Raw genomic sequence first — 21,013 nt, forward strand, 5'->3', positions numbered from 1 at the left:
TCCTGTCTGTGAGGTGAGAGTCCGAGACACCCGGGAGCGGGCGATGCGTCGTCCGGGTGTCGCGGACTCTCGATGGATGTTCAGTGGAACTGGGATGCTTCGGTGGATCCCGCCAGCGCGAGGGTGGCGCTGTCGGGGTTGAGCGCGGTCGAGACGGCGTCGAAGTAGCCCGTGCCGACCTCGCGCTGGTGCTTGGTCGCGGTGTAGCCGCGCGCTTCGGAGGCGAACTCCGCCTCCTGCAGTTCGACGTACGCGCTCATGGCGCGCTCGGCGTATCCCTTGGCGAGGTCGAACATCGCGTGGTTCACGGCGTGGAACCCGGCCAGGGTGATGAACTGGAACTTGTAGCCGAGGTCGGCGAGCTCGGCCTGGAACGAGGCGATCTGCGCGTCGTCGAGGTGGCGTTTCCAGTTGAAGCTCGGCGAGCAGTTGTAGGCGAGGAGCTTGCCCGGGAATCGTTCGTGGATCGCCGCGGCGAACGCGCGGGCCAGCTCGATGTCGGGTTCGCCGGTCTCGACCCAGAGCAGATCGGCGTAGGGGGCGAAGGCGAGCCCCCGGCTGATGACGGAGTCGAGACCGGGCTGCACGCGGTAGAAGCCCTCGCTGGTGCGCTCGCCGGTGGTGAACTCCCGGTCGCGCTCGTCGACGTCGCTGGTGAGCAGGTCGGCGGCCAGGGCGTCGGTGCGGGCGATGATGACCGTCGGCACGCCCGCGACGTCCGCAGCCAGGCGCGCGGCGTTGAGGGTGCGGATGTGCTGTCGCGTGGGCACCAGCACCTTGCCGCCGAGGTGCCCGCACTTCTTCTCACTCGCGAGCTGGTCCTCCCAGTGGATGCCGGCGGCCCCGGCCTCGATGAGCGACTGCGCGAGCTCGTAGGCGTTGAGCGGTCCGCCGAAGCCCGCCTCGGCGTCGGCGACGATGGGGGCGAGCCAATCGGCGGTGGTCGTGCCCTCGGCGTGCTCGATCTGGTCCTGCCGGATCAGGGCGTTGTTGATGCGCCGCACGACCGCGGGCACGGAGTTAGCCGGGTACAGGCTCTGGTCGGGGTAGGTCTGCCCCGAAAGGTTGCCGTCCGCGGCGACCTGCCATCCCGAGAGGTAGATGGCCTTCAGGCCCGCCCGCACCTGTTGCACGGCCTGGCCGCCGGTGTAGGCGCCGAGGGCGCGGACGTACTGCTCGGTGTGCAGGAGGTTCCAGAGGTTCTCCGCGCCGCGCCGGGCAAGGGTGTTCTCCTCCCGCACGCTTCCTCGGATGCGCACGACGTCGTCGGCGGAGTAGGTGCGTTCGACGCCGTCCCAGCGGGGATCGGTGTCCCACAGCTCGCGCAGTTCGGCAGCGGTCTGGGTCTGGTCGCCGGGGCGGAGGGGCGCCTTGCCGGGCGTGGCCTGGATCGTCATCGTAGTCTCCTCGGGATGGGGCGGATGCTGCGATGCATCGCCGGTTCTTCCCCCACCATCCGTGAAGAGTGAGGGGTCCTGCGGAGGAAAGTCAGCAGAAGAATCTCGAGAATTCTGTTTTCGTGACAGAATCCCGGGATGAACGACGTCGTTCGTCTCCCCGCAGCATCCGATCCTTCCGACGATGGAGGAGTGGACGCACTCACCATCGGTCGCCGTATCCGTCAGCTCCGCTCCGAGCGGGGGATGACCCTCGACGAGCTCGCTGCCGCGGTCGGTCGCGCGCCGAGCCAGCTGTCGGTCATCGAGAACGGGCGGCGCGAGCCCAAGCTCACCCTGCTGCAGTCGATCGCCCGCGCGCTCGGCACCTCACTCGACGCGATCCTCGCGTCGGAGACCCTCGATGAGCGCTCGACGCTCGAGATCGCCGTGGAGCGGGCGATGCGCGGGCAGACCTTCACCGCGCTCGGCATCGAGCCGTTCCGGGTGGGCAAGACCGTGCCCGACGAGGTGCTGCGGGCGATGCTCGCGCTGCAGGGTGAGATCGACCGTCTGCGCGACGAGCGCGCGGCGACCCCCGAGGAGGCGCGGCGGGCCAACGTGGCGCTGCGCCGCCTGATGCGCACGCAGGACAACTACTTCCCCGAGCTCGAGCGGCGGGCCGAGGAGATCCTCGACGCCGTCGACCACCCCGGTGGTCCTCTGACGCAGCGCACGGCGAACGACATCGCCGGGCACCTCGGTTTCACGCTGCACTACGTGCCCGATCTGCCGCAGACCACCCGCAGCGTCGCCGATATCGCCCACGGACGCCTGTACCTCTCGAGCCGCCTCACGGCGAAGGGCGATCCGCGCACCGCCGTGCTGCAGGCGCTGTCGAGTCGCATCCTCGGGCACAGCGAGCCCACGAGCTACGCGGAGTTCCTGCGCCAGCGCGTCGAGACGAACTACCTCACCGGAGCGCTGCTGGTTCCGCAGTCCCACGCCGTGCCGTTCCTGCGCGACGCGAAACAGGCCCGCGCCATCAGCATCGAGGATCTCCGCGACGCCTACTCGGTGTCGTACGAGACGGCGGCGCACCGCTTCACCAACCTCGCCACGACGCACCTCGGCATACCCGTGCACTTCCTGAAGGTGCACGAGTCGGGCACGATCACGAAGGCCTACGAGAACGACGACGTGAACTTCCCCACCGACCGGCTGGGGGCCATCGAGGGGCAGATGTGCTGCCGTCGCTGGACGAGCCGCGTGGTCTTCGACGTCGACGACAGATTCAACCCGTACTACCAGTACACCGACACGGGCAACGGCACGTACTGGTGCACGGCCCGGGTCGAAGCATCCAGCGAGGGGGAGCACTCGGTGAGCGTGGGGGTGCGGTTCGACGACACGAAATGGTTCCTCGGGCGCGACACGCCCAACCGCGGGGTGTCGAAGCACTCGGTCGACGTGTGCTGCCGTCGTGCTCCCGCCGAGTTGGAGGCCGCGTGGCGGGAGAATTCCTGGCCCACCGTGCGGACGCCCCGGACGCTGCTCGCGACCCTGCCGACCGGGGCCTTCCCGGGGGTCGACGCGACCGACGTGTACGAGTTCCTCGAGGCCCACGCCCCGCGGTGAACGCCCGCCGCCGGTCTGGGGCGTACTTCTCAGCTCGGGGCACGAGATTCCGCGCCCCGAACGGTAAAACGCACCCCGAAGCGCTGTCGCGCCGCCGCCGGTTGCGTTCGTCGCCGCCGCGACCTACTCTGTTGAACGCGCTGTTTAAGCGCATAAACGATTCGAAGACGAAGCACGGGCCCCACCGGGGCGCGCACGTTCGAGGAGGAACATGATGAAACACCCACGACTGAGCGCGGTCGCCCTCATCGCCGCCGCAGCCCTCGCCCTCACCGGGTGCGGTCGCAGCGCCGACGAAGCCGCCGGCCCCGCCGAAGCATCCACCATCGGTGATGCCGAAGCCACCGGCACGATCACGATGTGGGCCATGGGTGCCGAGGGCGAGGCCCTGCCCGGCTTCGTCTCCGAGTTCGAAGAGGCGAACCCCGGCGTCGACGTCGAGGTCACCGCCATCCCCTGGGACGCCGCCTACAGCAAGTTCCAGACGGCGATCGCCGGCGGCAACACCCCCGACATCGCGATGGTCGGGTCGACGTGGATGGCCGACTTCGAGAGCGCGTTCCAGACGGTTCCGACCGATCTCGACACCGCCGGCGTCTTCCCGGGAGCGGTCGACTCGACGATGATCGGCGACCGGGCCACCGGCATGCCCTGGTACGTCGACACCCGCGTGCTCTACTACCGCACCGACATCGCCGCCCAGGCCGGCTGGACCACGGCCCCCACGTCGTGGGACGAGCTGAAGCAGATGGCCTCCGACATGCAGGCCAAGGGCGGCGCCGAGTACGGCCTCCGCTTCCCCGCCGGCAACGACTCGTTCCAGGGAACCCTCTGGATGCCGTGGTCCAACGGTGTCGAGCTCGAGAACGGCTCGGAGTGGACGCTCGACAGCCCCGAGGCCGTTCAGGCGTACGAGTACTACCAGAGCTACTTCACCGACGGTGTCTCGAACCCGGCCGCAGACCGTTCGGCGGGTGCGCAGGAAGCCGACTTCATCTCCGGCGCGACCCCGATGCTCATCGACGGCCCCTTCCTGATCGGTCAGCTCGAGCAGCTCGGCGGCGAGGGCTTCTCCGAGAAGTTCAGCACCGCGGTCCTTCCCACCCGGGAGTCTTCGACGTCGTTCAGTGGCGGTGCGAACCTCGCCGTGTTCGACAACTCCGACAACGCCGCGAGTGCCTGGAAGCTCGCGCAGTGGCTGTCTCAGCCCGAGACGCAGGTCAAGTGGTACGAGGCGACCGGCGATCTCCCGGCGGTGCAGGCAGCCTGGGACGACGACGCCCTCGGTGGGTCGGCGACCCTCGCGGCTTTCGGCACGCAGCTGGAGACGGCGAAGTCGGTTCCGGCGACCACCACGTGGGTGCAGGTCGCAGCGGCCGGTGACGCGATGCTCGAGAAGATCCGCCTGGGCCAGCTGAGCCCGGCCGACGGTGTCGCCGAGCTCCAGGCCACCGCCGACTCCCTCGGACTGGACTGACGTCATGACGCAGGCACTCGCGGGTGCGACCGGGCTCCGGTCGGGTCGCACCCCGGTGCGCGGCGGCGTGAGCCGTCGGCGCCGTCAGGGATGGATCGCGTGGGGCTTCGCCCTGCCCTTCGTCATCGTCTTCGCGCTGTTCATGGTCGTGCCGATCGTCGGATCGTTCGCGATGTCGTTCACCGACTTCCGCGCCGCCGACATCCGTTCGCCCTTCTCCGTGAACTTCGTCGGGCTCGAGCAGTACGCGGCCGTGCTCGGCGACCCGGTGTTCCTGACCTCCCTCACCGTCACCGGCACCTTCGTGATCGTCGGCATCCCCGTCACGATGGCGCTGGCGCTCGCCCTCGCACTCGCGCTGAACTCCGGCCGAGGCCGGGTCGTCTCGGTGCTGCGCGTCGGTTTCTACGCCCCCGTCGTGACGAGCATCGTCGCCGTCTCGGTGGTCTGGCGCTACATCCTTCAGCCCGAGGGCCTGCTCAACGCCGCCCTCGCGGTGGTCGGCATCCAGGGTCCCGACTGGCTCAACGACACCACGTGGGCACTCCCGTCGCTGATCGCGATGGCAGTGTGGCGCAACGTCGGAACCCTCATGGTGATCTTCCTCGCCGGCCTCCAGGCGATCCCCGTCGACGTGAAGGAGGCCGCCCTGATGGACGGCGCCTCCGCATGGCGGCGTCTGACCTCCATCACCCTGCCGCTGCTGCGTCCGACGCTGCTGCTGGGCGCGGTGCTCATCTCCGTCGGGTTCCTGCAGTTCTTCGAAGAAGCGTTCGTGATGACGCAGGGCGGCCCGCTCAACTCCACCCTCTCGGTGGCCTACTACACGTTCAAGCAGTTCGGCTTCGGAGAATACGGCGCCGCGTCCGCGGCCAGCTACATCCTGTTCCTGGCCATCGCGCTGCTGAGCCTCGTGCAGTTCCGCCTGCTGCGCTCGAAGGACTGACGAGGAGATCGACATGGCTCTCACCACTGCGGCGGCGCCCGCCGCACTCACCCCCGAAGAACGCGCTCGTCCGCCCCGCCGTCCCCAGCGGCGCGGGATGTCGGGTCGCGTGCTCACCTACACCGTGCTCGTCGTCGGCCTGCTGGTCTGGTTGGTGCCGTTCGCCTGGATGCTGCTGGGGTCGGTCAAGACGCAACGCGAGATCCTGCAGCGCCCGCCCACCTGGTGGCCGCAGGAGTTCACCTGGGACAACTTCACCGCCTGGTTCGGCGAGCTCAACTTCGGACAGTTCTTCGGCAACAGCGTGCTGGTGGCGCTGTTCACCGTGCTCGGCAACCTGGTGTTCTGCTCGATGGTCGGCTACGCGCTGGCCAAGATGGACTTCCCCGGGAAGAGGGCGCTGTTCCTCGTCGTCATGCTGACTCTCATGGTGCCGGGTGTCGTCACCTTCGTGCCGCTGTTCGTCATGGTGTCCTCGCTCGGACTGGTCAACAGCTACGCCGCGCTCATCCTGCCGTTCGTCACCACCCCGCTGGGCGTCTTCCTCATGAGGCAGTTCATGCTCGGAATCCCCGATTCTCTCCTCGAGGCCGCGCGCATCGACGGGGCGGGGGAGTTGCGCGTGTTCGCCCGCATCGTGATGCCGCTGTGCGGGCCGCCGCTGGCGACCCTCGGCATCCTCACGTTCCTGGCGTCGTGGAACAACTTCCTGTGGCCGCTGGTCGCCGCGCAGAGCGAGGGCATGTACACCCTGCCCGTTGCGCTGTCGCTGTACTCGACCGGGCAGAACGCGACCGATTACGGGCTTCTCCTGGCCGGCTCCGTGCTGGTGATCGCCCCGATCATCGTGCTGTTCGTTTTCCTCCAGCGCTACTTCATCCAGGGCATCGCCTCGACGGGCCTGAAATGACCACTCCCGATCCGGTCGGAAAGGACCCGATGACTCCCGCCTCCTTCCTCCACGCCCCCGACGGCACGCGCTTCCGCGATCTCAACGGCAACGGCGTGATGGACCCGTACGAAGACCCCCGCCTGAGCGCCGAGGAGCGCACCTCCGACCTCCTCGGGCGACTCAGTCTCGCGGAGAAGTGCGGTCTGCTCTTCCAGACCGTCATCGAGGTCGGTGACGAGGGCGAGCTGCTCGAGACACCGGGTCGTATCTCGAAGTCGGCGACCACCGAGGTCGTCGTCGGCAAGAATATGACCCACTTCAACGTGCACGCCATCCGCACCGCGCGGCAGGCGGCCGAGTGGAACAACCGGCTGCAGGCGCTCGCCGAGACGACCCCGCACGGCGTCCCCGTGACGATCAGCACCGATCCGCGGCACGCGTTCGTCGAGAACACCGGCGTCGCCTTCTCGGCGGGCCCGTTCTCGCAGTGGCCCGAAGGGCTGGGGCTGGCCGCTCTCGACGACGTCGAGACCGTTCGCGAGTTCGCCGAGATCGCCCGCCGCGAGTACCGGGCCGTCGGCATCCGCGCGGCTCTCCACCCGCAGATCGACCTGGCCACCGAGCCGCGCTGGGGTCGGCAGGCGCAGACGTTCGGACAGGATGCTGCGCGGGTGTCGGAGTTCACCGCGGCCTACCTCGCCGGCTTCCAGGGTGACCGCCTCGGTTCCGACAGCGTGGCGTGCACCACCAAGCACTTCCCCGGCGGCGGGCCCCAGCTGGACGGCGAGGACGCGCACTTCCCGTACGGCCGCGAGCAGGTCTACCCCGGCGGCATGTTCGACTACCACCTCGAGCCGTTCCGCGAGGCGATCCGCCGCGGCACCGCGGCGATGATGCCCTACTACGGCATGCCCGTGGGGCTCGAGCGCGGCGGCGTCGCGATCGAGGAGGTCGGCTTCGGGTACAACCGCCAGATCATCACCGGTCTCCTGCGCGAAGAGCTGGGCTACGACGGTGTCGTGGTCACCGACTGGGAGCTCGTCAACGACAACCACGTCGGCGACCAGGTGCTGCCGGCGCGTGCGTGGGGGGTCGAGCAGTTGTCGGCGCCCGAGCGCATGGAGAAGATCCTCGACGCCGGAGCCGACCAGTTCGGCGGCGAGGAGTGCGTCGAGATGCTCGTCGACCTCGTGCGCGCGGGGCGTGTCACCGAGGCGCGCGTCGATGCGTCGGCGCGCCGCATCCTGCTGGTGAAGTTCCAGCTCGGGCTCTTCGACGACCCGTACGTCGACGTCGACGAGGCCGAGCGCATCGTCGGCAACCCCGAGTTCCGCGCGCGCGGCGAGGAGGCCCAGTCGCGATCGCTGACGATCCTCGTCAACGATGCGCGCGAAGGCGAGCCGATCCTGCCGCTTCGGCCGGTCTCGACCGTGTACGTCGAGGGGTTCCGCGACGACGACGTGGCCGAGCTCGGCCGTGTCGTCGCCGATCCGGCCGACGCCGATGTGGCGCTCGTGCGGATCGCCGCGCCCTCCGAGTCTCGCGACGACCTCTTCCTCGAGGCGTGGTTCCACCAGGGGTCGCTCGACTTCGCGCCCGGGCTCGTCTACCGGCTGCGGCGAATCGCGGCCGCGTGCCCGCTCGTGCTCGTCGTCACCCTCGACCGCCCGGCGATCCTCACGCCGTTCGTGGGCCACGCTGCCGCGCTCGTCGCCGACTACGGCAGCTCGTCGGCCGCGGTGATCGACGCGCTGACGGGCCGTGTGCCACCGCGCGGACGCCTGCCGATCGAGATCCCCCGATCGATGGATGCCGTGCGCCACTCCCGCGAGGATGTACCGTCGGACACCGGTGACCCTGTCTTCCCCGTCCACTTCGGGCTGGATCTGACGGTGTCGCGCGTCGTCGACCTGAAGGAGAACGCCCGCTGATGAGCGATGGGGAGGCGAGCCGCCGGCCGACGGTGTACGACGTGGCCGAGGCGGCTCAGGTCTCCATCGCCTCGGTCTCGTTCGCCTTCCGTCGCCCCGACAAGCTCAGCGACGGAACACGCCAGCGCGTTCTGGATGCCGCCCGCAGGTTGGGCTACGCCCCGAGTGCGGCGGCGCGCGGGCTCGCGCGCGGGCGCACCGGGACGCTCGGCCTCCACGCGTTCGACCTGTTGCTGGAGCGCGCCGACCCGCTCTCCGAGACGAGACCGCTGGTGGGGCTGCAGAGTCCTCGCCTCGACACCGACCGCGTGATCGAGTGGGGCGAGACCGACGACGACGTGCTCGCCGACCCTCGGGCCTTCCCGCTCTACGTCGACGAGGTGCAGCGCGGTTTCGAGCTCGAATGCTGGTCGCTCGGGCGCCCGGTGATGCTCAGCAGCGGCTCGAGCAGCGACGTCTCGGTCGCCGACACCGCCGGGCGCGTTGACGGCCTGGCGATCTTCCCCTCGCCCCAGACGGCGCCCACCCTCGCCCGGTACGCCCCGACGATCCCGATCGTTCTCTTCAGCGTCGCCCCCGCCGACGATCCGCACCACCGGGTGCGCGTCGACAACGCCCGGGGGATGAGCGACATCGTCGACCACCTCGTCGACGTGCACGGTGTCGACGACGTGGCGTTCGTGGGGCGCCCCGAGGCCTCCGACACCGTCGAGCGCTTCGCGGGCCTCATCGCGGCCGCGCAGGCCCGCGGCATCCGTCCCCGTCTCGACCCGGTCGACGCGACGGTGCGCGGCGACGACGAGCTCGTGCCGCACCTGCGCGCGCTGATCGAGCGGGGCCGGATGCCGCGCGCCCTGGTGTGCGCGACCGACCAGCACGCCTTCGCCACGATGGACGCACTCGCCGCGGAGGGCCTGCGCGTGCCCGACGACGTCATCGTGACCGGCTTCGACGGCACGCTCGCCGCCCGTCTCGCCGACCCGCCGTTGACGACCGTGCGTCAACCCATGGAAGCCATGGGTCGCGCCGCCGCACGCATCCTGGCGGGAACGGCCGGCGCCGCTCCCGCCGACGGTCGCCCGTTCGATGTCGTCTTCGCCCCGCGTCTCGTCGTGCGCGGGTCTTGCGGCTGCCCGTAGCCCCCCGCTGAAAGTCCACGACACCCGGAACGCGCGAGGGTGTCGTCCGGGTGTTGTGGACTCTCGACGGGTACCGGCGTCAGCGCTGCGCGACCTGCAGCGCCGCCCACAGCTCGGCGCGGGCCGGGAACGCGGTGAGGTCGACGCCGAGGGTGCGCTCGACCAGCCCGATGCGCGCGCGCACCGTGTGGCGGTGCACCCCCAGGGCGGTCGCGGTCGCATCCAGTCTCGCGTCGTTCTCGAGCCACGCGCGGGCGGTGGCGACCAGCTCCGTGCCGTGCGAGCGGTCGTGGTCGACGAGGGGTGCGAGAGCGGATGCGGCGACCAGGCGGGCGACGTCGGTATCGAGCGCACCGAGGATGCCGGATGCGGCGACATCGCCGAACGTCGACACACCGGCCCCGCCGCGCCGCAGCGCCGACCACGCCTCGTCGTGCCCCTGCGCGAAGCCCGCGTACGACACGGCGCTGGACAGACCGACGCGTGCGCCGAAGCGGTCGGCGAGCCCGTCGGCGAGGCTTTCGGCCGACTCGGCCATCGCGAAGACGAGCCCGTGCGGACCGCGGCCGAATAGCACCGTTCCCGGCGCTTCGGCCGCGCGTCCTTCGAGCCACTCGGCGGCGGCGTCGGCGGCCGCCGACGCGGCGTCGGCGATCCCGACGACGACGGGGGTCGAGGGCAGCCCGCCCCACAGCTCCCGACCGAAGCGCCGCGCGAGCACGACGTCGCCGGCGAGCAGCGCGTGGACCACCCCTCCGCGCAGCAGCGCCCGCGCTCGGGCGACCCCGTCGTTCTGCTCGAGCGCGAGACCCGCGAGGGCGATGACGGAGGTCACGACGGCGCGCCCCTCGGCATCGAGCGCTCCGCCGGCGATCGCGATGACGCCGCGGAGGTGCCCGCCGCGGCCGAGGGTCTGCAGCGAGAAGGGTGTGCCACCGATCTGCAGCGACGACCCCGCGCGTGCTCCGCGTCGCAGCACCGCCCCGACCTCCGACTCGAGTGCGCGGCGCGTCTCGGCGTCGAGGGCGTCGGCCGGGTGCTCGCGGCGCAGCGACCCCGACGGGTCGAAGAGCCCGACCCAGGCGTCGAGCTGGCGGGCGAGCTCCGCCAGCGTCGCCGAGAGGCCGTCGGGGCGGAGGGCGGCCAACGACACCGCGCGCTGCGCCGCGAGCGCCCAGCTGCGGCGGGCGAAGTCGCCGGCGGCGATGGTCTCGGCGTTCGCGCGCGCCACGGCGATGAACGGCGTGCGGTAGGGCACCTCGAACAGCGGCATCCCCTCACGGCGACAGGCGGCGAGGAGGAGCGGGGGGATCCCGTCGCGCACGACCTCGGTGCCGAAACCGAGCGCGGCCACGCCCCGATCGCGCAGGCGCCGGACGTACCCGTCGTACAGGGCCGCGTCATCGGGGGCGGCGACGAACTGGGTGCCCGTGGTCAGCAGCACGAGCCCCTCCGAGAGGAACGGCGTCGGATCGAGCAGGTCGGTGCTGTGCACCCACTGCACGGGGCGGTCGAGGGCGTCGGGCCCGAGATCGTCCGCTGCCGTCGCGAGGGTCAGTCGCAGGTCGGTCCGCGCCAGGAGGGCGCGCAGCGTCGGCCGGTCGATCGCTCGGTCCACGGGGTCCTCCTCGACGGTGCTGATCCACAAGCGCCTGTTGCACCGTGCCGTTTCGACAGCGCGTACACAACGACGCTGACGAATGTACACGGAGGCGATTCAGCGGTGCGCGGCCCGGTCCGTAGCATCCGACCATGAGCCTCACCGATCACGCCCCCCTCGTCGGCGGCCCGTCGCTTCCGCAGGAGCGCCGGCTCGTCACCCCCATCCCCGGACCCGCCTCGCAAGAGCTGCTGGCCCGCAAGGCCGCGGCCGTGGCATCCGGGGTCGGCCACACGGTGCCGATCCACGCCGTGGCAGCCGGAGGCGGCGTGGTGGTCGACGCCGACGGCAACTCGCTCATCGATCTGGGGTCGGGCATCGCGGTCACCACGGTCGGCAACGCGCACCCCGCGGTCGTCGCGGCCGTGCAGGCGCAGGTCGCGCAGTTCACCCACACCTGCTTCATGATCTCGCCCTACGAGTCGTACGTGGCCGTCGCCGAGGCGCTGAACCGCCTCACCCCCGGCGACCACGAGAAGAAGAGCGCCCTGTTCAACTCCGGTGCGGAGGCCGTCGAGAACGCGGTGAAGATCGCCCGCAAGGCCACCGGGCGACAGGCCGTCGTCGCCTTCGATCACGCCTACCACGGGCGCACGAACCTCACGATGGCGCTGACGGCGAAGAGCATGCCCTACAAGAGCGGCTTCGGCCCCTTCGCCTCCGAGGTGTACCGCGCCCCGATGTCGTACCCGTTCCGCGACGGACTGAGCGGGGCGGATGCGGCGGCCAAGGCCATCTCGCTCATCGAGAAGCAGATCGGCGCCGACAACCTCGCTGCCGTCCTCATCGAGCCGATCCAGGGCGAGGGGGGCTTCATCGTGCCCGCTGACGGGTTCCTCCCGGCCATCGTCGACTGGTGCCGCGCGAACGGCGTCGTCTTCATCGCCGACGAGGTGCAGTCCGGCTTCGCCCGCACCGGCGCGATGTTCGCCAGCGACCTGTTCGGCATCGTGCCCGACCTGGTCACCACCGCGAAGGGCATTGCCGGCGGTCTGCCGCTGGCCGCGGTGACGGGGCGCGCCGAGCTGATGGACGCCGCCCACGCCGGGGGCCTCGGCGGCACCTACGGCGGCAACCCGATCGCCTGCGCCGCCGCGCTCGCCGCCATCCAGGCGTTCGAGGACGAAGACCTCTCGGCCCGGGCGCGCGAGGTGGGCGAGGTGCTCGTCGGGCGTCTGCGCAGCATCCAGTCGTCCGATCCCCGTGTCGGCGACGTGCGCGGGCGCGGGGCCATGATCGCCGCGGAGTTCGTCGACCCGAACACCGGCGAGCCCGACGCGGCGCTCGCCGGGGCGGTGGCGAAGGCGTGCATCGCCGAGGGCGTGATCGTGCTCACCTGCGGCACGTACGGCAACGTGATCCGCTTCCTCCCGCCCCTGTCGATCCCCGACCACCTGCTCGACGAGGGCCTCGACGTCGTCGCGGCCGCCCTCGCCGCCGCATAGCAGGACCAATGTCCCGCTGCCCGTAAGGAATGCGGCGAATCCTTGCAGGAATCGGGACATGCCCGGGGCAGCGCCCCGACCGACACCGTTCAGCGAAGAAAGGCACAGCCCATGACCGAGATCACCAGAGACGTCGTCATCGTCGGCGCGGGGGCCGCGGGGCTCACCGCCGCGAACGAGCTGCGCAAGGCCGGGCTGTCGGTCGCCGTGCTCGAGGCGCGCGACCGCGTCGGCGGGCGGCTGTGGACCGACGTCATCGACGGCGCGATGCTCGAGCTCGGCGGGCAGTGGGTCTCGCCCGATCAGGACGCCCTCATCGAGACCGTCGCCGACCTCGGGCTCGAGACCTTCAGCCGGTACCGCGAGGGGGAGAGCGTCTACGTCGGCCCCGACGGTGTGGCGCACCGCTTCACCGGAGAGATGTTCCCGGTCAGCGCCGACACCGAGCGCACCATCGCCGAGATCACCGAGCGCCTCGACGCGATGGTCGCCCAGATCGACCCGGATCGGCCGTGGGCGCACGAGAAGGCGGCGGAGTGGGACGCCGTGTCGTGGGACGCGTGGCTGCGCGCGCAGACCGACGACGACGAGGCGGTGCGCAACCTCGCGTTCGCGACCGGATCGGCCATGCTGACCAAGCCGACGCACTCCTTCTCGCTGCTGGCGTCGCTGCTCATGGCGGCCTCTGCCGGGTCGTACTCCCACCTCGTCGATGCCGACTTCATCCTCGACAAGCGGGTCGTCGGCGGGCTCCAGCAGGTGCCGCTCCTCCTCGCGGAGCGCCTGGGCGACGACGTCTTCCTCGGGCAGCCGGTTCGCTCCCTCGAGTGGGACGCTTCGACGAGCTCAGCGACCGGGGGAGGCGTCATCGCCATCGCCGACGGTATGACCGTGCGGGCCCGCCACGCGATCCTCGCGCTCGCGCCGGTGCTCTACCCGCGCATCTCGTTCGTGCCGCCGCTTCCGCGGCTGCAGCACCAGATGCACCAGCACATCTCGATGGGGTTCGTCATCAAGGTGCACGCGGTGTACGAGACCCCGTTCTGGCGCGACAAGGGCCTGTCGGGCACCGCGTTCAGCCCCTACGAGCTCTCGCACGAGGCCTACGACAACAGCAACCACGGCGACGAGCGCGGCACGCTCGTCGGCTTCGTCTCGGATCGCACCGCCGATGACCTGTTCCGCCTGTCGGCCGAGGAGCGCAAGGAGCGCATCCTCGAATCCCTCTCGCACTACTACGGCGAAGAGGCCAAGAACCCGGTCGTCTACTACGAGAGCGACTGGGGCACCGAGGAGTGGACCCGCGGGGCCTACGCCGCGAGCTTCGACATCGGCGGACTCGCCCGCTACGGCCGATACCTGCGCGAGCCGGTCGGTCCGATCCATTTCGCGTGCAGCGACATCGCCGGTCCCGGTTACCAGCACGTCGACGGGGCGATCCGCATGGGGCGGCACGCCGCATCCGAGATCCTGACCTCGCGCTCCGACGCCGCCGAGAGCGAGCCGGGCGCATGAGCGCGCCGATCGTCGTCGGCTACACCGCCACCGACGCCGGGGACGACGCCCTCGCCCTCGGGGCCCGCCTCGCCCGTGCCTCGGGTGCGCCCCTCGAGGTCGTGCTCGTCCTGCCCGACGAGTCGCGCAACGCCATCGTGCCGCCCGACGCCGGGTACGTCCGGCACCTCCGCGAGCAGGCGGAGACGTGGTTGGCGGGGGCGGTCGAGAAGATCGCGGATGCCGCGCGCCACCGCACGCACCTGAGGTACGCCGAGTCGTTCGCCGAGGGCCTCATCACCGCAGCCGACGAGCTCGGTGCCCGGTGCATCGTCGTGGGGGCGGCCAACGGGGGGATCCGGGGCCGACACCGGCTCGGAAGCGTCGCGAGCGAGCTGTTGCACTCCTCCGACGTGCCGGTGGCGCTGGCCCCGGAGGGGTCGCGGCTGCTCGATCCGGCGACCGCGCTCACCCGCGTCACCACGTTCGTCGGCACCCGGCCGGGCGCCGACGTGCTGCTGGAGGAGAGCGTCTCGCTCGCGACGGCGGCATCCGTCCCGCTGAGGCTCATCTCGATCGAGACGATCGACCTGCCCGCCGGCCTCGACACCGCCGCCATCCGCGTCGCCGGCTCCGAGCATGCCGAAGGCGTGCTGGGCCGGGCGCGAGAAGCACTGCCCGAAGGACTCGCCGCCGACGCCGTCGTGGCCCGCGGCGAGAGCATCGAAGACGCCGTCGGCGCCGCGGCCTGGGACCCGGGCGAGATCGCCGTCGTGGGTTCGTCGCGCCTCGCGCAGCCGCGACGGCTGTTCCTCGGATCCACCGCGGCGAAGATGCTGCACGAACTCCCCGTGCCGCTCCTGGTCGTGCCCCGTACCCGCGCCACCGAAGGAGATCGACGATGACCGCTCCAGAAGGCACCCCGCTCGCCCCCACCGCCGGCGCCGAGGCCGGCGGCCTCTCCGGCAAGGGGCTCTCGGCCGGGACGGTGGGCCTCATCGGCGCCATCGTGATCGGCATCTCGTGCATCGCGCCGGCCTACACGCTGACCGCAGCGCTCGGCCCCACGGCCTCGGAGGTCGGCGTGCAGGTGCCCGCGATCATCCTCGTGGGCTTCATCCCGATGCTGCTCGTCGCCTTCGGCTACCGCGAGCTGAACAACCGCATGCCCGACTCGGGCACGTCGTTCACCTGGGCCTCGCGCGCCTTCGGGCCGTGGATCGGCTGGATGGCGGGGTGGGGCCTGATCGCGGCGACGGTGATCGTGCTGTCGAATCTCGCCGGCATCGCGGTCGACTTCCTCTTCCTGCTCATCGCGCAGATCACGAACAACCCGGGCATCGCCGAGATCGCGGCCGACCCGCTCGTCAACGTCATCGTCTGTCTGCTGTTCGTGCTGGGCGCGACCTATGTCTCCTACCGGGACATGCAGACGACGCAGAAGCTGCAGTACGTTCTCGTCGGCTTCCAGGTGCTCGTGCTCGTCGTCTTCGCCATCGCCGCGATCGTGCACGTCGCCTCGGGCAACGCGTTCGACGCCACGCCCGTCGACTGGAGTTGGTTCAACCCGTTCGCGGTGTCGTCGTTCAGCGCGTTCGCCGCCGGGCTCTCGCTGTCGATCTTCATCTTCTGGGGGTGGGACGTCACCCTCACGATGAACGAGGAGACGAAGGATCCCGACAAGACGCCGGGGCGCGCGGCGACCATCACGGTCATCACGATCGTGGTGCTCTACCTGCTCCTGTCGATCTCGCTCATCATGTTCGCGGGTGTCGGCACGGGCGAGCTCGGACTCGGCAACTCCGACATCAGCGACAACGTGTTCTTCCACCTCTCGGGACCGATCATGGGGCCGCTGGCGTTCCTCGTCTCGCTCGCGGTGCTGACGAGCTCGGCGGCGTCGCTCCAGTCGACGTTCGTCTCGCCCGCCCGAACGCTCCTCGCGATGGGGCACTACGGAGCGCTTCCGCCGAAGTTCGCCACGGTCAGCCCGCGGTTCTTCACGCCGGGGTACGCCACGATCGCGGCGGCCATCGTCGCATCCGTCTTCTATGCGGTCATGCGGTTCGTCTCGGTCAGCGTCTTGACCGACACGATCCTGACCCTCGGCATGATGATCTGCTTCTACTACGGCCTGACCGCGTTCGCGTGCGTCTGGTACTTCCGCAAGCAATGGTTCGACTCGGTGCGCAACGTCTTCTTCACGTTCCTCTTCCCGCTCATCGGCGGGGTGATTCTCGCCGTGCTGTTCGTGACGACCCTCATCGACAGCATGGACCCCGAGTACGGCAGTGGCTCGTCGGTCTTCGGCGTCGGGCTCGTGTTCGTGCTCGGCGTGACCATCATCGTGCTCGGGATCGTCATCATGGTGTGGCAGGCGATCCGTCGCCCCGCCTTCTTCCGGGGCGAGACCCTGTCGCTCGACGCCCCGCCGAGCGCTCGTCGCCGGCGCCAGACCGCAGCCAACCGATCGGAGAAGCCATGACCGACTACGCCGTCGTGAACCCCGCCACCGGCGAGACCCTCGCCACCTACGACACCTTCGACGACGCGGCCGTCGACGACGCGGTGCGGCGGGCGGATGCTGCGGCCCGCACCTGGGCCGCCACCGCACCCGCCGAGCGGGCGGAGCTGCTGCGCCGGGCCGCTCAGCTGCACCGCGATCGCGCCGACGATCTCGCCGCGATCATCGTGCGCGAGATGGGCAAGGTGCACGCGGCCGCGCTCGAGGAGGTCGGCTTCGCCGCCGACATCACCGAGTACTACGCCGACCAGATGGATCGGATCACCGCCGACCAGCCGATCGACATCCTCGGTGAGGGCACCGCGGTCATCCGGCGGTCTCCGTTGGGGGCGTTGCTGGGCATCATGCCGTGGAACTTCCCGTACTACCAGGTGGCCCGCTTCGCCGCGCCGAACCTGGCGATCGGCAACACGATCCTGCTCAAGCACGCGCCCCAGTGCCCGGAGTCGGCCCTCGCGATCGAGGCGATCTACCGCGACGCGGGCTTCCCCGACGGCGCCTACGTCGACCTGCGCGTCACGAACGAGCAGGCCGCCGACATCATCGCCGATCCCCGCGTGCACGGTGTCTCGGTCACGGGATCGGAGCGCGCCGGAGCCGCCGTCGCCGAGGTCGCCGGGCGCAACCTCAAGAAGGTCGCGCTCGAGCTCGGCGGATCCGACCCCTTCATCCTGCTGTCCACCGACGACCTGGACGCGGCGGTGGAGGCCGCCGTCGGCGCGCGCCTGGACAACACCGGGCAGTCGTGCAACGGCGCGAAGCGCTTCATCGTGGTCGACGACCTATACGACGCGTTCCTGGAGAAGTTCACCGCCCAGATGAGCGGCGCGAAGGTCGGAGACCCCGACGCCGACGACACCGTGCTCGGTCCGCTGTCGTCGCTGGTGGCCGCCGAACGCCTCGCCGAGCAGGTCGACCGCGCCGTCGCGCAGGGGGCCACGGTGGTGACCGGCGGCACGCGTGACGGGGCGTTCTTCGCACCGACCGTGCTCACCGGGGTCACGCGCGACATGGACGCCTACAGCGAGGAGTTCTTCGGCCCCGTCGGCGCGGTGTACCGCGTCGCCGACGAGGATGCGGCGGTGGAGCTCGCGAACGACACCCCGTTCGGGCTCGGGTCGTACGTCTTCACCACCGACGCCGAGCAGGCCGAGCGCGTGGCCGACCGTCTCGACGCCGGCATGGTCTACGTCAACCTCGTGCTCGCCGATTCGCCCGAGCTGCCCTTCGGCGGCGTGAAGCGCAGCGGCACGTCCCGCGAGCTGGGCCTGCTGGCCGCGGACGAGTTCGTGAACAAGAAGCTCATCCGCATCGGCTGAGCCCCGCAGCATCCTGAGTCGCCACCTCGCGCGACGTGCGGGCTTTCGGTCTACACGCGGGCATATGCACCCGCATTGCCCGCGTGCGGCCCGATTGCCCGCGTCTCGAGAAGGGCTCGCCGGAGCGACTCGGATGCGGCGACTCGACGATCTGGGCGCCCGGTTCGCCACCGCCGGGGGCATGGCATAGACTGGATGGAGCAGTTGAAGTCTGCATTCTTTCGCCGTGCCCGCGGGTCGGGACGACAATTCCCGGTCAGGTCAGGGTGGAAGACTGTGGGCATCCCGGGCCGCATGGCCTTAGGGCGGTAGCTCAATTGGCAGAGCAGCGGTCTCCAAAACCGCAGGTTGCAGGTTCGATTCCTGTCCGCCCTGCGCGTCAGCGCACGCTGACACACGGAAGGTACTCAGGTGAGTTCGATGGTCCAGGATGAGCCGGCGGGCGGCGACGTCGTCGCCAAGCGTGACGCGCCGCGCGAGAAGAAGCCCAACTTCTTCCTGCGCATCGTCATCTTCATCCGCCAGGTCTTCGCAGAGCTTCGCAAGGTCGTCACGCCGACCCGTCAGGAGCTGCTGAAGTTCACGGCAGTCGTGCTCGGTTTCGTCGTCGTGATGATGGCGCTGGTCTACGGGCTCGACGTGCTTTTCGTCTGGGTCACGAGCGTCGTGTTCGGCGTACCGGGCGGCACCGTCCCCTGAGCGGCGCTTCTGCGCCCGCGGAGCGCGTCGAGCGCTCGCACCACGAACGGAAGAGAACACAAGTGTCAGAACGATTCACCGACGACGCCGACTGGGCGACCGCGGCCGAGCAGTCCAGCGAGGACGACGAAGCCCAGGAGGGCAACCAGCTCGCCGCCGAGGAGCGCTCCGTCGCACCCGCCGAGCAGGTCGCCCTGCACATCGAAGACGAGAACGGCTCCGATGAGAGCGACGGTCTCGACGAGATCGAGGTCGACGACCCCGAAGCCGACGCGGTCGTGAACGACGCGCTCGAGATCGACCAGGCCGCCGAGGCCCAGGCCGCCGCCGAGGTGCTCACCGAGTCGCTCGAAGACGACGTCGCCGAGCGTTCCGCCGAGGCTGCTGACGAGGTCGCCCCCTACGACGGTCCCGACGTCAACGGAGAGCCCGACGCGCCTGTGCTCGACGAGGACTTCGTCGAGGATGTGGATGCTGCGGCGTCCGTCGTCGACGACGTCGAAGCATCCGTCTCGCCCGCCGATGCCGCCGAGGCCCCGGCCGACGGCGAGAGCGACGAGGACGCCGACCCGTACGAAGAGTTCCGCATGGATCTGCGGATGCTTCCGGGCAAGTGGTACGTCATCCACTCCTACGCCGGGTTCGAGCGCAAGGTGAAGGCCAACATCGAGCAGCGGAAGTCCACGCTCGAGGTCGAGGACGACATCTACCAGGTCGAGGTCCCGATGGAGGACGTCGTCGAGATCAAGAACGGTCAGCGCAAGATGGTCACGCGCGTCCGGATCCCCGGCTACGTGCTCGTGCGCATGGAGCTCAACGAAGACACCTGGTCGGTCGTGCGTCACACGCCCGGCGTCACGGGCTTCGTGGGCAACGCGCACAACCCGACCCCGCTCCGCTTCGAAGAGGCCTTCAACATGCTGAAGAGCCTCGTCGAGGTCAAGGAGGTCGCTCCCGCGAAGGCCGGCGCCACGAAGGGCGGCCAGCCGCTCGCGCGCAGCGTCGTCACCGAGGTCGACTTCGAGATCGGCGAGACGATCACGATCAAGGAGGGCTCGTTCGCGGGTCTTCCCGGTTCGATCAGCGAGATCAAGCCCGAGAGCGGCAAGCTCACGGTGCTCGTGTCGCTCTTCGAGCGCGAGACCCCGGTCGAGCTGTCGTTCGACCAGGTCACCAAGCAGTAACCACAGACTTCCTCTCGGTCCCTGAGCCTGTCGAAGGGTCCGAGAAGGGGAACCGCTGCCCGGAGATGCCGGACGTGCGGGAGAACGGATTCGGTCCCTGAGCCTGTCGAAGGGCCCGAATCGTTCGATGAAAGGAAAAGGAAATGGCACCCAAGAAGAGGGTTACCGGCCTGATCAAGCTCCAGATCAAGGCCGGCGCCGCCAACCCCGCGCCGCCGATCGGTCCGGCGCTCGGTCAGCACGGCGTCAACATCATGGAGTTCTGCAAGGCGTACAACGCGGCGACCGAGGCCCAGCGCGGCAACGTCATCCCCGTCGAGATCACCGTCTACGAGGACCGCAGCTTCACGTTCATCCTGAAGACCCCGCCGGCCGCCGAGCTCATCAAGAAGGCCGCCGGACTGTCCAAGGGCTCGCCGACCCCGCACACCACCAAGGTGGGCAAGCTCACCAAGGAGCAGGTGCGCGAGATCGCGACCACCAAGCAGCCCGACCTCAATGCGAACGACATCGAGGCCGCGTCGAAGATCATCGCCGGCACCGCCCGTTCCATGGGCATCACGGTCGAGGGCTGAGGGGAATACGAATATGGCTACCAAGTCCAAGGCCTTCCGGGCCGCTGCCGCCAAGATCGAGGCGGACAAGTTCTACACCCCCACCGAGGCTGTCGCCCTCGCGAAGGAGACCGGCTCGGCGAAGTTCGACTCGACCGTCGAGGTCGCGCTGAAGCTCGCCGTCGACCCCCGCAAGGCCGACCAGATGGTTCGCGGAACCGTCATCCTGCCCCACGGCACGGGTAAGACCGCCCGCGTCATCGTCTTCGCCACCGGTCCCGCGGCCGAGGCTGCCATCGCAGCCGGCGCCGACGAGGTCGGCGGAGCCGAGCTCATCGAGAAGGTCGCCGGCGGCTACACGTCGTTCGACGCCGCCGTCTCGACCCCCGAGCTCATGGGCCAGGTCGGTCGTCTCGGCAAGGTGCTCGGCCCCCGCGGCCTGATGCCGAACCCGAAGACCGGCACCGTGACCCCCAACCCGGCCAAGGCCGTCGAGGAGATCAAGGGCGGAAAGATCGAGTTCCGCGTCGACAAGCACGCTAACGTGCACTTCGTCGTCGGCAAGGCGTCGTTCTCGGCCGAGCAGCTCGACGAGAACATCGCCGCGGCTCTCGAAGAGGTCGTTCGCCTGAAGCCGTCGAGCTCGAAGGGCCGTTACATCCAGAAGGGTGCGGTGTCGACCACGTTCGGCCCCGGCATTCCGCTGGACGTCAACGCCATCGTCTGACGCATCGC

17 protein-coding genes and 1 tRNA gene are annotated in these 21,013 nt (G+C 69.9%); 16 read left to right on the forward strand and 2 right to left on the reverse strand.

Features of this window, described 5'->3' with window-relative positions:
• Nucleotides 1–80: 80 nt before the first annotated feature.
• Nucleotides 81–1,397: an isocitrate lyase gene (gene aceA / locus DEA06_RS09690; RefSeq protein ID WP_116647790.1), complete on the reverse strand. Its 1,317-nt coding sequence runs from the start codon at nt 1,395–1,397 to the stop codon at nt 81–83.
• A 138-nt stretch (nt 1,398–1,535) separates the two neighbouring features.
• On the opposite strand from aceA, the gene DEA06_RS09695 reads away from it, so the two are divergent.
• From DEA06_RS09695 to DEA06_RS09720, 6 genes are all read left to right on the forward strand, one after another.
• Nucleotides 1,536–3,014, forward strand: a complete 1,479-nt coding sequence (locus DEA06_RS09695; protein ID WP_116647791.1) for an XRE family transcriptional regulator — start codon at nt 1,536–1,538, stop codon at nt 3,012–3,014.
• Nucleotides 3,015–3,228: 214 nt separating this feature from the next.
• The gene (locus DEA06_RS09700; protein WP_116647941.1) at nt 3,229–4,491 is read left to right on the forward strand and encodes an extracellular solute-binding protein; all 1,263 of its coding nucleotides are present in this window, start codon (nt 3,229–3,231) and stop codon (nt 4,489–4,491) included.
• 4 nt (nt 4,492–4,495) lie between these two features.
• On the forward strand, nt 4,496–5,437 hold the full coding sequence (locus DEA06_RS09705) for a sugar ABC transporter permease (protein WP_116647792.1): 942 nt from the start codon (nt 4,496–4,498) through the stop codon (nt 5,435–5,437).
• A gap of 13 nt (nt 5,438–5,450) precedes the next feature.
• Complete coding sequence (locus tag DEA06_RS09710; protein WP_116647793.1) at nt 5,451–6,347, forward strand: carbohydrate ABC transporter permease; 897 nt, start codon at nt 5,451–5,453, stop codon at nt 6,345–6,347.
• Between the two features lie 29 nt (nt 6,348–6,376).
• Complete coding sequence (locus DEA06_RS09715) at nt 6,377–8,260, forward strand: glycoside hydrolase family 3 N-terminal domain-containing protein (protein ID WP_116647942.1); 1,884 nt, start codon at nt 6,377–6,379, stop codon at nt 8,258–8,260.
• Nucleotides 8,260–9,399, forward strand: coding sequence for a LacI family DNA-binding transcriptional regulator (locus DEA06_RS09720; protein ID WP_116647794.1), 1,140 nt, complete (start codon nt 8,260–8,262; stop codon nt 9,397–9,399). Before DEA06_RS09715 ends, DEA06_RS09720 begins: the two co-directional genes overlap by 1 nt.
• 79 nt (nt 9,400–9,478) lie before the next feature.
• Here DEA06_RS09720 and DEA06_RS09725 read toward each other — a convergent pair whose 3' ends face one another.
• Nucleotides 9,479–11,017 carry a PucR family transcriptional regulator gene (locus tag DEA06_RS09725; RefSeq protein WP_116647795.1) on the reverse strand — a complete coding sequence of 513 codons (1,539 nt, stop codon included), beginning with the start codon at nt 11,015–11,017 and terminating at the stop codon, nt 9,479–9,481.
• A gap of 134 nt (nt 11,018–11,151) precedes the next feature.
• On the opposite strand from DEA06_RS09725, the gene gabT reads away from it, so the two are divergent.
• From gabT to rplA, 10 genes are all read left to right on the forward strand, one after another.
• A complete protein-coding gene (gabT, locus tag DEA06_RS09730; protein WP_116647796.1) occupies nt 11,152–12,504 on the forward strand; it encodes a 4-aminobutyrate--2-oxoglutarate transaminase in 1,353 nt (450 codons plus the stop codon).
• Between the two features lie 111 nt (nt 12,505–12,615).
• Nucleotides 12,616–14,019 carry an NAD(P)/FAD-dependent oxidoreductase gene (locus tag DEA06_RS09735; RefSeq protein WP_116647797.1) on the forward strand — a complete coding sequence of 468 codons (1,404 nt, stop codon included), beginning with the start codon at nt 12,616–12,618 and terminating at the stop codon, nt 14,017–14,019.
• Entirely contained in the window at nt 14,016–14,903 is an 888-nt protein-coding gene (locus tag DEA06_RS09740; RefSeq protein WP_116647798.1) for a universal stress protein, read from the forward strand. Before DEA06_RS09735 ends, DEA06_RS09740 begins: the two co-directional genes overlap by 4 nt.
• The gene (locus tag DEA06_RS09745; RefSeq protein WP_116647799.1) at nt 14,900–16,483 is read left to right on the forward strand and encodes an APC family permease; all 1,584 of its coding nucleotides are present in this window, start codon (nt 14,900–14,902) and stop codon (nt 16,481–16,483) included. The genes DEA06_RS09740 and DEA06_RS09745 overlap by 4 nt, the downstream gene beginning before the upstream one ends.
• Nucleotides 16,480–17,841: an NAD-dependent succinate-semialdehyde dehydrogenase gene (locus DEA06_RS09750; RefSeq protein ID WP_116647800.1), complete on the forward strand. Its 1,362-nt coding sequence runs from the start codon at nt 16,480–16,482 to the stop codon at nt 17,839–17,841. Before DEA06_RS09745 ends, DEA06_RS09750 begins: the two co-directional genes overlap by 4 nt.
• A 302-nt stretch (nt 17,842–18,143) precedes the next feature.
• Nucleotides 18,144–18,216: transfer RNA gene (locus tag DEA06_RS09755), tRNA-Trp, on the forward strand.
• A gap of 45 nt (nt 18,217–18,261) precedes the next feature.
• Entirely contained in the window at nt 18,262–18,540 is a 279-nt protein-coding gene (secE, locus tag DEA06_RS09760; protein WP_116647801.1) for a preprotein translocase subunit SecE, read from the forward strand.
• A 62-nt stretch (nt 18,541–18,602) separates the two neighbouring features.
• Nucleotides 18,603–19,724, forward strand: coding sequence for a transcription termination/antitermination protein NusG (nusG, locus tag DEA06_RS09765; RefSeq protein WP_116647802.1), 1,122 nt, complete (start codon nt 18,603–18,605; stop codon nt 19,722–19,724).
• A 143-nt stretch (nt 19,725–19,867) separates the two neighbouring features.
• Nucleotides 19,868–20,299, forward strand: coding sequence for a 50S ribosomal protein L11 (rplK, locus tag DEA06_RS09770; RefSeq protein WP_116647803.1), 432 nt, complete (start codon nt 19,868–19,870; stop codon nt 20,297–20,299).
• Between the two features lie 13 nt (nt 20,300–20,312).
• Complete coding sequence (gene rplA / locus DEA06_RS09775; RefSeq protein ID WP_116647804.1) at nt 20,313–21,005, forward strand: 50S ribosomal protein L1; 693 nt, start codon at nt 20,313–20,315, stop codon at nt 21,003–21,005.
• Nucleotides 21,006–21,013 lie beyond the last annotated feature (8 nt).

The organism is Microbacterium sp. Gd 4-13 (assembly GCF_003095395.1).
Lineage (GTDB): Bacteria > Actinomycetota > Actinomycetes > Actinomycetales > Microbacteriaceae > Microbacterium.